The organism is Fibrisoma limi BUZ 3 (assembly GCF_000296815.2).
Taxonomy (GTDB): Bacteria; Bacteroidota; Bacteroidia; order Cytophagales; family Spirosomataceae; genus Fibrisoma; species Fibrisoma limi.
Window position 1 is genome coordinate 188,265 of the sequence record NZ_CAIT01000007.1, and the last position, 15,038, is coordinate 203,302.

Consider the following 15,038-nt stretch of genomic DNA (forward strand, 5'->3'; position numbering starts at 1 on the left):
TTACTTGAGTTCTGCAAGCCTACTGCTCCTAATCAGGTTTGGCGATATTAAGTATTTGCCTTTAGCAAGTGGAAAATGGGCTTATCTAGCCAGTTGGTCAGGTTTATTTCCCCGTTAAATCGTCGGTTGGTGGGTCGACAAGCACATGAAAGAAAGCCTAATTATGCAGGCTTTTATCAGGCACCAAACAGCGGCAACCGAAACCAGGCCTTATCGCCCACACAGACCAGGATAGTCAGTATTTTGGTCATTCTTTTCGGCAACGGCTGGAACATGGCGGTGTCGGCAAAGCATGGCTGAAGCGGAAAACCCCTATCAAAACGCCCATGCAGAATCATTCTGGGGGCGTCTAAAAGCTGATTGTAGGAAGATGGATGTTTTATCTACCTGCAAGACGCACGTAATGAGTTGTTCAACTATATAGAAGGGTGTTATAACGTTCGTAGACTGCACTCATCGTTAGGCTTTCGCTCACCGATTGACTTTGAAACCAATTTCATTAGACAATTTTGTTTAACTCTCATAGGCAAAGTGTCCGGCAAAACAGGACCACCCATTCTTGTTCGTTTGCCCTCATTAAGAGCTATGGTTCCTCCACCTCTGTCTATTAAGAATTGTCTCACGTAAAGGTGATTAAAACATGTAGCCACTTAGATAAAGTGTTTTATACGTGCTTTTCTATAATAGCTATTTTAAACTTAAACATTAATTGATAAGAAGGAATCAAATTATATATGTGGTTTTTGCTATATTTTTGATACGTGATAACAATAAACGATTACAAACGCCTGACTTTTAATTACTTACAAGGGTCCCTACGAGTGCACAAAGCCATCTCATATGAGGTGGCTTTTTTGTTTACTGGTAGTGTTACTTTATGCGCGAATGAAATTTAAAACCTACGGATTAGGTACATTAACTTTACCGCTCACAGTCTACTGTATTAACTAATAGTGACCTCAATTTGGGGAGGTCATGAACCTAACTTCAACTAAACTCATACATTGTTTATACATTACAAGTCAACTAAAAGCAATTTATACGCTTCAAAAATTGATATTTATAAATTTAATCTACAATTAAGTAGGGTATATTAACTATTTGGGGTCTAACACGTGAAGTCATCATCCCGGAAAACAGCACCACTCCATTCGTGCGCCCGTGGATTTAAGCCTTGGATGTCAACATCTAACCCGCTGAACCCGACTAAACATGAAACCTATTCCCCAAGCCTCCTTTGTCTTGCCCCCGGAGCATAGTGCCTGCAACAAGGTCAACGTCGACAGAAACGCGGGCAGATCAATACTACCAACTCGGAGTTCGGCTCTGGTCAGCCAACTGACTCTGGCTCTGCTGCCAATGCGCGTTTACTCTTCCCGATTCAACTGAACGGAACAGTCAATAACCCGGCCGTGAATCAGAATTCGGCTACTGACAATCAATTTATTACCAATCAATACCCCGGTCGAATGCCCGGACTCAATTTTCCTTTACCCTTAATTTAAACGTTCATGAAACGCAATCTACTGCGAGTGTTTACCGCCTTACTTCTTACCTGCGGGGGGCATCTGTTACCAACCAATGCCCTTGCCGATCCGGCTTTAGGCTACCGGTATGTCCGGCTGATCCTGGAAAACTCTCCCACCGGAACTGGGATAACAATTAACGAACTGGAATTTCTCAACGGCGACGTCGTTTACCCGAAACTGGCGTTTACGAGCAATACCGGCACGACCCTTGAAGCTTCCATCACCCCGGCGTCGAGCTGGCAGATGGCTAATAAGACTACCGCGACCGGCGCATACCTGGCCGGAACTGCTTCGAACGAAAGTACTCCGCTTACGTTTGACTTTAGGGACCGGCCCATCTACCCAACAGCCGTCCGCATCAGTAAGGCGACTTTCGCGACCATGCGCGAGTTCCGGGTAGAAGGCTCCAATGACAACACGACCTGGACGCGACTCTACGAATCGCCTGCGTCGTTGCCCAATTCCACGTATTTCCCGGTCGGCAATGGCGCTACGGGTACGTTTCAGTTCGGCACGGACCCCGTCGCGGTTGATTTGACGCCACCAGCAACACCCGTTCTGACAACCTCAAACATTACCCATAACAGCCTGACGGCTTCGTGGAATGCGGTGACCGACGAAGGGGGCGTCAAAGGTTACGAAGTGTTCCTGAACGGCACCTCGCGGGGCTTCACGCAGGACACGCAACTGGCCCTGAATTATGTTTTGACACCAGCCACGAACTATACGGTCGCGGTGGTGGCTTACGACAAGGAGTTTAACGCATCCGAACGGGCCAGCACCGTAGCGACCACCCAGCCGCCCGCGACGGCCGTGGGGTACAAATACCTGCGCTTCTGGATCAATAAAACTCAGAATAACGCGGGTTCAACCCTGCCGGAAATGCGCTGGTTGATGGGCGACAAGAAGTTTCCGTTTAATAACATTACCCTGAATACGGGCGATGCTGACGTAGCCATTTCGACATCCGTGCCGGGCACCAATACGTTTGATGCACCCTGGAAAGCACTGGATGGCCAAATGGGATCGCACTGGTACGAAGGTAATATTGGTACAGGCAAAGAATTTACCCTGGAGTCGAAGAGTGCCCTGATCTACGCAACCGGCGTTCAGTATACGGTACAGACCTACTCGACGATGAGCATTCAGGGGTTTCGCTGCGAGGGTTCGAACGACAAAACGAACTGGACGCTCCTCTACGAGCGCAATAGCGTTTCATCCAGTGACTTTGTCGTAACGCCAATTAACGGGTCCAACTATGCGGTGGGGACGTTCAATTTTGGTATGCAGTTGCCCGCCGACCTGGACGTGACACCGCCATTGGCCCCGACAAACCTACGGGCGACACAAACAACCAGCACCTCTGCTGACCTGGCCTGGGACGCGTCGACCGATGCCGGTTCGGGCGTGTCGGCGTATAAAGTTTACGTCAATGGCGCTCAGTGGGGTATCACGGCCGGAACGACGTTTACAGCCTACGCACTTTCGCCAGCCACGTCGTACAGCGTAACGATCAAAGCCGTGGATAAGCTGGGCAACGAGTCGACGCTGAGCGAGCCACTGACCGTTACGCCCAACGCATTATCCCCAGCGATCGACGCCATGGCGCTCGGTACGGATTTCTCCAACGATGTAGCGGGCGTCTGGAAGCCCGGTGTCAACTTCGCGACCGAGTGGGCTAATTACGCCACCGCCAACCCGTTCAATCCGGTATTCCTGGAGGAAATTAAAAACTACCGGGTGCTGCGGTTTATGTCCATGACAAGCACGAACAACAACTGGATCATCAACTGGAGCGACCGCCGTTTGCCCAGCGATCAGGACCAGACCGCACCGGCCAACTACACCAAAGACCGCGTGGTTGTGCTGAAAGGTGTGGCCGTAGAGTGGATGATTAAACTGTGTAATATCAACAAGTCCGACTTGTGGGTCAACGTACCGCACGCGGCCAACGATGATTACATTCGGCAGTTGGCTGCCACCGTCAAGCAGCATCTGGACCCGTCGCTGAAGGTGTACATCGAGTACTCCAATGAAGTATGGGGTGGTTTCGGTTCGGAAATCTACGCGACCCAAAAAGGAAAGGAACTGGGCTTCGATCAGGGTGACTTTAAACGGTATGCCTGGTTTGGCCCCGATAACTACGCTCGTTTTCGGTATTACGTGTACCGCACTACGCAGATGTTTGGGCTATTCAATGAGGTATTCGGCGCGGAAAGCAGTCGCGTCAAAAAAGTTTTAGCCGGGTGGAGCGGTCAACCTGACATGACGCGAGTGCATCTGGACGCTCTGGCCGAGGCAAAAATTAACCCGGCGGGTATCTGGCCGGATTACTACGCCATTGCCCCGTATTTTGGTTTCAATGGGGCAGGTACTGACCCCAACCTGCTCGCGCTGCTGCGGACGGAGGTGGGCAAAACCATCGACAATGTCAAACAGCACTACGCTATCTTGTCGGCGACGGGGCGCAACATTCCCTTGATTACCTACGAAGCCGGTCAGCACCTGACTAACAGTGGCGAAGTGGCCAGCCGCAACCCACTGATGTATCAAGTGTACATCGAATACCAGAATGCGCTCGCTCCTTACCTCGAAACGCTGGTGCACTTTGTCCACTCGGCCACTTTTGGGCAGGGCATGGCCTGGGGTTCCAAGGAGTTCATTGGTCAGCCGGACCTGACGTCGTTTAAATACCGGGCTCTGATGGACTGGCGGGCGGCCAATGTCAACACGCCAAAGATTCTGGCACCGTACATTACCGAGCAGCCAGAATCGCAAACGGTGGCCGAAGGCAGTGGTGTTACGTTCAAACTATCGGTAATTGGTGAGCAGCCGATGCAATACCAATGGCTTGAGAACGGACAGCCCATCGCCGGGCAGACGGGTTCGGAACTGGCACTGAGAGGTTTGGGTATGGAAGCCAATGGCCGACGCTATAGCGTACAGATCACCAACAGCCAGGGAGCCGTCACCAGCAGCGACGCTACGTTGACCGTGCAGGTTGTCGAGAAAATTGCCGCTCAGAAAACCACCAGCACCCTAACCATCGATGGTCAGGCTGATCCGAGCTGGAGTTCAGCCAAAGCGTATCCCATCAGCAAGGTAAGCGCTGGTTCACCGGGTGGTGATCAGGATGTTTCGGGGACGGTCAAGATGCTGTGGGATAACCAGTTTCTGTACGTACTGGTCAACGTAACCGACGATCAGTTGGTCCCGCAGAGCGGCAATTCGCCCTCCGCCTGGAACGCCGACGGCGCGGAGTTGTACATCGACGCGACCAATGATAAAACCACGGCTTACAACACCAACGACCGCCAGATGGTCTACAACGTGCAGGCTGCGGGCCTGACCTTTGGCAGCGGCCCTCTGTCGCTGACCGGAACGCAGGTAGCCCAAACGACAACCGCTACCGGCTACCAGATGGAGATTGCGCTTCGGTGGTCGGAGTTGGGCGTAATGCCGAAGGTGGGTAATTACCTCGGCTTCGATGCGATGCTGATTGACAACGACCAGCCCGGCACTAACAACAAAGATGGCAAAAAGTCGTGGTGGACGACCGAAGACAATTCCTGGCAGAACCCGTCGAAGTTTGGTACCGTCCGGCTCGAAGAAGCCGCTATGTCGGACAAGCTGAGCGTCTACCACCGGGACGGTGACAATAACCAAACGACTAACAACGCCATTCGACCCTATTTGACGCTCTATAATGAGGGTACTACGTCGGTTCCTTACAGCGAGATTACGATCCGCTACTGGCTGACGGCCGAGAACTTTGCGCCGATAACTAATCTGTCGGTGTACTGGGCAGCGCTGGGTACCAGCAAGGTAAAGATGAACTATGTGCCTCTGGAAACACCTCGCCAGGGAGCCTTTGGGTACGTAGAATACAGTTTTGACAGCTCTGCCGGAACGCTGGCGGCTACCAGCAACTCCGGAGAAATTCAGACCGGTGTGGGCAAACAAAACTGGACCAACTTCAGCGAATCCGACGATCATTCGTTTGCGGCCAATACCACCTACACCAAGACAGATCGCATTACTGTCTACCGCAACAATACGTTAATCTGGGGTACCGAACCAGCCGCTATCACGCCAGTAACCGCCCTGAAGGTGTATTCGGAAAACAAAAACAGCAACTCGACTTCTAATCAGATCAGCACGCATCTGAAGCTCGTCAACGAAGGTAACCTCCCCGTCGATTACAGCCAGCTGACGGTACGGTACTGGTTCTCAGCCGACGGTGATAAGCCCTTGGTGCACACCATTGACTTCGCCGAACTGGGCAACGCCAGCGTTCGGAGCAAGTTTGTGAAGGAAAACCGACAGGGTACTGACACGTATCTGGAGTTAAGTTTCGCGCCCTCTCTGGGTAAGCTTCACCCGGCCAGTTCAACAGGAATCATCCAGCAGCGGATCAACAAATCAGACTGGTCGGCCTTCAACGAAACGAATGACTACTCGTACCGGGTCGCCGGGCCACTGGCTGAGAATGCCAGAATTACGGCTTACCTGAACGGCACGCTGGTGTACGGTCAGGAGCCGGGGGTGGCCTCTGGCGCCCGCGTCGGCGCTCAGGAAGACGACACTCCCATGCGGGTGGTGGTGCTGGGCAACCCCATCCAGGGCGATGTGGTCAACGTGTCGGTCAGCGGGGTTGAGGGCCAGCCCCTGCGCCTACAACTGACGGACATTCAAGGCCGATTGGTAAGTGAGCGATCGGTTGAGCGGGCATTTGCCAACGGAGCGTATCAGCTCCCAACCGGTCAGCAGCGGGCAGTTGTGCTGCTCTTGCAGGTCAGTACGCTTACCGAGCGCCAGACAATCAAGTTGATAAAAGAGTAGTCGTTGCTCACTGCAACTACTGCGATATCAACTCGTAATCGGCAAACTGGCGTAGCTGCTCATGAATGAATTTCGTTCCTCTCAGGCCGATTAATCGGCCTGAGAGGAATTAACCAGTGAATCAGCAGACGTTACCTTGAACATTAGACAACTTCCATCTATGTATTTCATGATTCACTTAGCAACCGGCTTTGCGAGGAGCACGTTTGTAAATTAGTTTACTATCTCGTTCTACATAGTCAAGCGATATTATTGAATATGAGTATTTGGGCGTATGCAATACGCCACGGCTTCTAATAATTATGTTGTCGCCAACTTTCAGGCTAGGCAATTGCTGCAATTCATTAGCCTTTACCGGCCCATAACCAAGAATATAATCGTCGCCATTAATCCTGACCATCACTCCGAAACCTAATCGTGAGCCTGGCGGAAGAGAAAGAGAGGTTACAACAGCCTCCATATTGGTAAAAGCACGTATATGCTTCCTTATTTTAGCTTCACTGGCATATACTTTTTTACCTTCGGGAGATGCTTCCCATTTTTTGTACTTTATGCCATCAGGGGTAGCCTCCCATTTTTTCAATACAGCTTTCCTTTCGGCAGCAGAGATTGGCTTTGCCGTTGACGTTTTAGAATCTTCGTTTTTACTTTCACGATTAGCCAATACTAGTCCACTTACCACAACCAGCGATACGATCAGCGCATAAATGATTGTTTTCATTTTTTTGTAGTTTTAATTAACACAGACCTATCCCTTAAAGGATTTCAACCACTGCGGTGGGCTGTAAAGCTAGAAGTTTCTATCCTGGCGTCTGGTAATGACCTGTAAAAGAATATCAACGAAACGTAAAAGCTGCCGCTTCGGCGCAGGGCGACCTGTGTCATCTGATTTTACAGACGGTTATCGGATTTTACCCTCTACATAGTAGGACATACTGTACAATAATGTTGCCTATACAACAGACTTACCCAAACGCTCCCTCGTGAGGTACCTCATCTGCTTGGTTGATAAGGTGCCTTACGAGGAAACGTTATTAAGCATGTACAATTCGTATGGTTACATCGCTTCAGACATGAGCCATTTCAACAAAGGCGTCATGAGATTTACGGGTAAGAAACTGAACGCAGGGCTGCTCAAATCCAACGGGTGTATGAGCCAGTAAAGCGTATGGCCTCAAACACTCATAAATTGTTTTACCCATTGATTAAGGAGCTAACAGATTGAGACAGGTCAAGCTACTATTTAACCCATCAGGCCAGCCGCTATTTTTTCTAAAAAACGGTCGTTTAATTGAACAACCAGTTTTAACAACTGGCAAACTGAGTTAGTGGCGTACGCCTGGGGTAAAGAAGATCCTCTTTACAAACATGACAAGCTTCTCAATGAGAAACCCTAAAAAGAGACCGGCCACTCCACATGCCAGGGCCTTGGCAAACCAGGCTACTACCGGCATGGAGGACAAGCCCTGTTCTAAGTCATGCAATAGATGAGCGGTAAACGGTATGCCATGCGCGATGATTTCGGCGCCTACCCAAAGCATGGCGGCTGTACCCACGTAGCCTAGCCAACTCAAGAAATGCGGCATAAATTTGACAATGCCACGGCCTACTTTTTGAGTAGCAGGAGGATAGTTACCACCAGCGAGGTGTAACCCGATATCATCTGCTTTGACAATTAAGCCAACAAACCCATAGACGGCCACCGTGATAAACACTGCCACTGCCAGCATCACCATGATCTGGTTGACCAGGGGCTGGCCGGTTACTTGACTATAAGCAATGGCCATAATCTCGGCCGATAAGATGATGTCGGTGCGAACGGCACTCGTCACCCGTTGCTGCTCCAGTTGTTCGGGTGTTATAGGGGTTAAGGGCTCACTTTCTGGGTTCTCATGGTGGTGGGGGCTAAACAGCGAATGTACCTTCTCGTATCCTTCGAAGCATAAGTAAGCCCCCCCTAGCATAAGAATAGGTGTAATGGCCCAGGGGGCGAAGTAGCCCAGCAGCAAGGCTGCTGGGCTTAAAATAAGGAGTTTGTTGATAAGGGACTTTTGGGCAATCCGGTAGATGATCGAAAGCTCACGGGATGGATCCAGACCCACGACATACTTGGGCGTCACGGCTGTATCATCAATGACGATGCCCGACACTTTTCCGGTCGTTTTCGCTACCTGAGTCGGCACATCATCCAAACTGGCGGCACTTGCTTTTACCAAGGCCGAGATATCATCTAATAACGCAAAGAATCCTGAAGGCATCTGCAATAAGTTGGCTACTTCTACTATCAATGGAGAGGTTGCATGTATAAATTCTTACAGTTTTTGGGGGCGCTCCTTGAATGGAATGGTATCGGTGGGAGCAATACCCGTTTACCGCCAGATAGGTGCGCTTGTTTTACCCAAAAATGCTGTATTTACTCCTTTGTAGCAGCCTTTACAATAGGTTAACCGGCTTACGGGGTGAAAGTTGGCAACAGATTAAAAAATCATATGCATTGCCAATTTCCTGGTTATCATTCTGCCAGTTTACTTGGGCTGCTTGTACGTACAAGACTGTCTGGTTTTGCGCGGAACTGATTTGCAACAGAAATGCGAACCTGTGCCTGATTGTACCTTATTAACAAAAAATTCAATAAATCCCCTAACCTGCTGCAATCACTAATCAAACAGCTTGAGATTGAATTATATTTGTATACTCGTTGAAAAGAGGTACATGATCAAGCGTCGGCATACGTGGTTTCATCGGCTCTACTGTCTATTGATGGCTTTTTATGTCATTAACGTCAGTATTGATGCCCCCGATGGCTATGTAACCCCGAATACCAAAGGGGAGTACCACGAAGATTTGTCCGTCAACGAAATAGAGAGTATTGGAGAACTTGTGCTCGAGCACTGGTTTGGCCTGCATGATGCCGTTCCTGAGCATGATGAGCCCGAAGAAGACGAAGGGACTAATCAATTGACCAAACTCTTCTTCGACTGGTCAGTTCCTGCCCCGTCGGTTTGCTACCAATTTTTCCGAACGGAGGGATACCTATCCATTACGTACCTCCCCTACGTTACTTCCTGCTATTTCTTCAGCCCGGCTAAGGTAAATACCCCTCCCCCTCGGCTCGCATAGCCGTTTGCGATTACCCCCTGATGCGCAGATCACCGTACCGATTTGCCAATAATTCGTTGTTTCCCCTGCCAATACGTCTGCCACGGTCCCGCCGACGTCACTGAACATCTATGCCGTTTAGGCCCTGATTGTCAGCGTACGAGATGGATCATGGGTGCTTGCGCAGGGACAGTTCAGTCGATTATATCCCATTTATCCAATCATATGCGTATTCACATTGCGCGACCAGCACTGGTGCGCCAATTCAACACGCTTGTTCTGAGCGTGTTCAGTGCCGTTTCCTTGCTGACGGCCTGCTCCTCATCAGAGCAAAAACAGGAACAGGCCAAAACAGAAACGTATCCGGTCATCCAGCCCGTAGTAACGGATACCCTTTATACCAAGGAGTACGTAGCCGATGTCCAGGCAGTGCAGAATGTCGAGATTCGGAGCCGAATTGAAGGCTATCTGGATCGGATTCACGTCGATGAAGGGGCTTTTGTTCGAAAAGGTCAACTGCTCTTTAGCGTCAACAATCCCGCCTACCGGGAGGAACTCATAAAAGCCCAGGCCAGCCTCAAAAACGCGATCGCGGAAGCAAAAGCCGCCGAAGTTGAGTTGAAAAGCGTCTCAATCCTGATCGGAAAGAAGATCGTTTCGCCCATTGAGCAGGAGAAAGCCGAAGCTAAAGTAGCGGCCCTGCAAGCGCGTATTGACGAGGCCAGAACTGCGGCAACCGGCGCTAAACTTAAGCTGGCCCTGACCCAGATTCGGGCTCCGTTCGATGGTATCGTCGACCGGATTCCAAACAAGGCGGGCAGTCTGGTCGACGAAGGAACTCTGCTAACCACTCTGTCGGATAACCGGCAGGTGTTTGCCTATTTCAATGTTCCGGAAAACGAATACCTGGACTTCGTAACAGCCAGAGACGCTGTGCGTAAGAGCCCGGTTTCGCTCATCCTGGCGAATGATCAGGTCCACGCCAGTCGGGGAAACATCGAGAAAATTGATGGACAGATCGACAGAGCTACGGGCAACATTGCTTTCCGGGCCCGTTTTGCCAACCCAGGCAACCTGCTTAAACACGGTGCCAGCGGCAAAGTCCGCATGAATCAGTCCTTGACAGGCGCCCTGCTGATTCCGCAGAAAGCCGCCTTCGAGTTGCAGGATAAGTTATTCGTGTTTGTCGTGGGCACTGACAACAAGGTCCACATGCGCAGCATCGTCCCGAAACTTCGTCTACCTCAGCTCTACGTCGTGGAGTCGGGTCTGTCGGCCTCCGACCGGATTCTCTACGAGGGTATCCAGACAGTGAAAGAAGGCGATCAGATTGAGCCGCAGCTACTCCCGGCTCCGCAGTTCATGGCCCAGTTAGTGAACCAATAAACGGACTTAACCTCAGACAGTATGTTTGCCAGCTTCATAAACAGACCGGTTCTGTCCATTGTCATATCGCTCATCATCACCTTACTGGGCGTTTTGGCTATCGGGCAGTTGCCCATGACCCAGTTTCCCGCTATTGCCCCACCTGAGGTGAACGTAACGACCGAATACACGGGGGCCAACGCCGAAACATCCATTAAGGCCGTAGTTACTCCCCTGGAGCGGGCCATCAACGGCGTACCCGGCATGAAGTATATGTCCTCAGATGCCGGTAACGATGGCGTCAGCGTGATTCAGATCATCTTCGAGGTTGGTACCGACCCCGACGTAGCGGCCGTCAATGTGCAGAATCGCGTGGCGGCCGTCATGGCCGAACTGCCCTCCGAAGTGATCAAGAATGGCGTTAAAATTGCCAAAGAGGAAAACTCCATGCTTATGTACCTGAACATCTTCAGCAGCAATAAGGACCTGGACGAGAAGTTCCTCTACAATTTCGCCGATATAAACGTCCTGGCGGAGTTGAAACGTATTCCAGGTGTGGGTTTTGCCGACATTATGGGCGCCCGCGAATACGCTATGCGCATCTGGCTTAAGCCGGACCGAATGCTGGCGTTCAATTTGTCGGCTGAAGAAGTCATTGCGAAATTACAGGACCAGAACGTAGAGGCAGCTCCCGGTAAGCTGGGGGAAAGTTCTGACAAAAAAAGCCAGCCTCTGCAATACGTGCTTAAGTACACGGGCAAGTACACAACGGAAGAAGAATACGGTAATATTCCGCTCAAAGCCAATGCTGACGGTGAACTGTTGCGGCTGAAGGACATTGCCGACATTGAGCTAAGCACAACGTACTACGATGTAGTTTCCAAACATAATGGCAAGCCGTCTGCAGCCATCATGATCAAGCAGTTGCCCGGCTCCAATGCCAGTCAGGTCATCAAAGACATCAAAACACGCATGGCTGAACTGAAGCAGGAGACGTTTGCAACGGGTATGGATTATGAGATCACCTACGACGTTTCCCGGTTTCTGGACGCATCCATCCACGAAGTGATCAAAACATTGATCGAAGCCTTCATCCTGGTAGCCCTGGTCGTGTTCCTGTTTTTACAGGACTTCCGTTCGACGCTCATTCCCGCTATTGCCGTACCCGTATCGTTGATCGGTACGTTCTTTTTCATGCAGCTTTTCGGCTTTTCCATCAACCTCATTACCCTTTTTGCGTTGGTCCTGGCCATCGGGATTGTGGTCGATGATTCGATTGTGGTCGTCGAAGCCGTTCACGCCAAGATGGAACGGGAAAAGCTCAGCCCCTGGGAGGCAGCACAAGCCGCCATTAATGAAATAGGCAGGGCCGTTATTGCCATTACACTGGTGATGACCGCCGTATTTGTGCCTGTCACTTTCCTATCCGGGCCGACGGGTATTTTCTTCCGGCAGTTTGCCGTTACCATGGCCGTGGCCATCCTCATCTCGGCCGTAAACGCCCTTACCCTTAGCCCGGCCCTTTGTGCCCTCATTCTCAAACCAGTACATGAGCATAACTCCAGGCAGACACTCATGGGGCGTTTTTTTGCTGGCTTTAATGCCCGGTATGAAGCTCTGGCGGGGCGTTATCGTCGTTTTCTGGAAGTCATCATCAACCGGCGGGTCATCACCTTCGGCGTACTGCTGGCTTTCTGCGGGGGTACGTGGGCCGTTCAGTCGCGGGTACCGGGCGGTTTTATTCCCAACGATGATCAGGGTACGTTCTACGCCAGCGTTACAACCCCTGCCGGCGCTACCCTGGAGCGGACCCGGGCGGTAGTCGACCAGATTCAGCAGGCAGCTTCCTCGCTCAAAGCGGTCAGGTCGGTTTCGTCGCTGGCGGGTATCAACGTACTCTCGGACGGAACCGGAGCTACCTACGGCACCTGTCTGATCAACCTCAGCGGCTGGGACGAACGGGAGGAGTCCGTCGACGAGATCATTGCCCAGCTAACCGAAAAAACCCGTCATATCAAAGACGCTACGATTGAATACTTCCCTCCCCCGGCAGTGCCTGGGTACGGTAACGCCAGCGGTTTTGAATTACGACTACTGGACAAAACAGGACGCGCCGACTATAAAAAGCTGGAAACCGTCACCAACCAGTTTATCAAAGACCTGGTTGCCCGGCCTGAAATTGAGAATGCATTTACCATCTACGACGCCAGCTTTCCGCAGTACATGCTCTACGTAGACCCGGATAAAGCCGCTCAGAAAGGCGTGTCGGTCGGCCAGGCCATGCGAACGCTGCAAACGCTGCTGGGCTCTGAATACGCAACGAACTTCATTCGCTTCGGGCAGATGTACAAGGTGATGGTGCAGGCCCTGCCCGAATACCGGGCTCAGCTCGATGATTTGCTGAAGCTGTACGTCAAGAACGAAGCCGGTGAGATGGTACCTTACTCGGCATTCATGCGCGTAGAGCGGGTGTACGGTCTGGAACAGGCTACCCGCTACAACATGTACCTTTCGGCAGAGCTAAACGGCGAAGCCTCCCCTGGCTACAGCAGCGGTAGCGCTATCAAGGCGATTCAGGAAGTAGCCGCTACCAAACTCCCCAAGGGCTACGGCATCGACTGGGCCGGTATCTCACGCGACGAAGTGCAGACGGGCAACGAAGCCGTTTACATTTTCGCCATCTGTCTGGTCTTTGTGTACCTGATTCTGTCGGCACAATACGAGAGTTTTCTGCTTCCGCTGCCGGTTATTCTGTCGCTGCCCACGGGCGTTTTTGGCGCTTTCTTTTTTCTGTGGATAACGGGTCTCGAAAATAACATCTACGCCCAGATTGCCATGGTCATGCTGATTGGTCTACTGGGCAAGAACGCCATTCTGATCGTGGAGTTTGCCAACGGACGGCGTCAGGAAGGTCTGCCGGTTATCAAGGCCGCTATGGAAGGGGCGCTGGCGCGTCTGCGTCCTATTCTGATGACCTCCTTTGCCTTTATAGCGGGGTTGATTCCTCTTTGTATCGCTACAGGAGCGGGTGCTGTGGGTAACCGTACGATTGGTACAGCGGCAGCCGGCGGTATGCTTGTCGGGACGGTATTTGGTTTGTTGCTGGTGCCGGGCCTCTACGTAATCTTTGCCGGACTGGCCAGCCGGATTAAGCCTAACCGTCCTAAACAACATCAAACGGCGTTAGCTAAACAGCAGACCAACGGTGCCGTACTTCAAACCTCATAAACAGCTCGTCTTTTGCCTTGTGTTGAGCGTACTTAGTGGGTGACGGGAAACCTGCTGATCCCCAATACGACCCCGATTACTTCGCAGGAGTCAGGGCCTCGTGTGAGGTTGATATATGATGAACGCCCCGGCACATGCCGGGGCGTTCATTTACGGAAGATAATAAGATGTCTTACTCAGCCATGTAAAAATGGAGGTACATCACAGCTTATCATCGTAGTTGTCTCCACCAAGTAAGGCAAAGGCTTCCTGCTCTTTTTTGGTTAAGCCGTAACCAATAGCAATCCGTAAGCTGTTAGGACTTGAGGGACGGTACGTATCCGATTTGGTAAATACCAAAAAGCAATCTTCGTTGATATGAGCTACCCAGATAGGTTTAAGCGCGGAAAAGTCTCCATTCGATTCGGTGAATTGTAACGGTTTAAGGGGCTGTTTATAGTATTGCTCCAACGCGGTTTTGACTGAGTCAAACTTACTTTCCTTGTTGCTCAGAAACATGACGACTCCATGAGAGGGACCAGCAGGATAAAAATTATCTTTTTTATCAATTCCCCAATCGTCAAACCACCATTCCGTCTTGACGGATTGTGTTGAATCAACAAACTGTTCATAACCGACAGTGCACCCATTAGGATACTCCTTCTGCAACTCCGCTACCGTTATGGGAAAACGAATGGCGTAGCCTGCCAGTTGGGTTTGAAAAGGTTTAGGCGTGTGGCCTGGTCCGCAACCGCAAAGCAACAGCAACAAGCTTATTCGTAGAAATACCTGCTTTCGTATCTTTGGTTAGTAGGGGTTAGATGGGTAGCACTCCAGCCTCCTTTCATTTGTTTTGAACCTATCACTAATAAACGTTTCGAGTCATATCCCCTATTTGGACAACACATGACTGATTGTTATTATTTTCTAAGCTACTATATTCGGATAAACATGTAACTAATTACCAAAAATAGTTAAAAAATTAACACTTCTGTA

General features: G+C 50.8%; 7 protein-coding genes. 4 read left to right on the forward strand and 3 right to left on the reverse strand.

Translation table 11 applies throughout. From position 1 onward, the window contains the following. Positions 1-1,511 precede the first annotated feature (1,511 nt). A complete protein-coding gene (locus BN8_RS17100; protein WP_009283169.1) occupies positions 1,512-6,371 on the forward strand; it encodes a cellulose binding domain-containing protein in 4,860 nt (1,619 codons plus the stop codon). 178 nt (positions 6,372-6,549) lie between these two features. Here the strand turns inward: BN8_RS17100 and BN8_RS17105 are convergent, their stop codons facing one another. Together BN8_RS17105 and BN8_RS17110 are read right to left on the reverse strand one after the other, a co-directional pair. Continuing rightward, on the reverse strand, positions 6,550-7,092 hold the full coding sequence (locus tag BN8_RS17105; RefSeq protein ID WP_009283170.1) for a hypothetical protein: 543 nt from the start codon (positions 7,090-7,092) through the stop codon (positions 6,550-6,552). Between the two features lie 604 nt (positions 7,093-7,696). Beyond that, complete coding sequence (locus BN8_RS17110) at positions 7,697-8,629, reverse strand: DUF808 domain-containing protein (protein WP_009283172.1); 933 nt, start codon at positions 8,627-8,629, stop codon at positions 7,697-7,699. A 502-nt stretch (positions 8,630-9,131) separates the two neighbouring features. Here BN8_RS17110 and BN8_RS17115 point away from each other — a divergent pair. The 3 genes from BN8_RS17115 (at position 9,132) to BN8_RS17125 (ending at position 14,063) form a co-directional block, all read left to right on the forward strand. Continuing rightward, positions 9,132-9,491, forward strand: a complete 360-nt coding sequence (locus tag BN8_RS17115) for a hypothetical protein (RefSeq protein ID WP_040006196.1) — start codon at positions 9,132-9,134, stop codon at positions 9,489-9,491. 204 nt (positions 9,492-9,695) lie between these two features. Next, positions 9,696-10,856, forward strand: a complete 1,161-nt coding sequence (locus BN8_RS17120; protein WP_063827474.1) for an efflux RND transporter periplasmic adaptor subunit — start codon at positions 9,696-9,698, stop codon at positions 10,854-10,856. 21 nt (positions 10,857-10,877) lie between these two features. Then, entirely contained in the window at positions 10,878-14,063 is a 3,186-nt protein-coding gene (locus tag BN8_RS17125) for an efflux RND transporter permease subunit (RefSeq protein WP_009283176.1), read from the forward strand. A gap of 201 nt (positions 14,064-14,264) precedes the next feature. Here the strand turns inward: BN8_RS17125 and BN8_RS32930 are convergent, their stop codons facing one another. Then, a complete protein-coding gene (locus tag BN8_RS32930; RefSeq protein WP_144051760.1) occupies positions 14,265-14,813 on the reverse strand; it encodes a hypothetical protein in 549 nt (182 codons plus the stop codon). Positions 14,814-15,038: the final 225 nt, after the last annotated feature.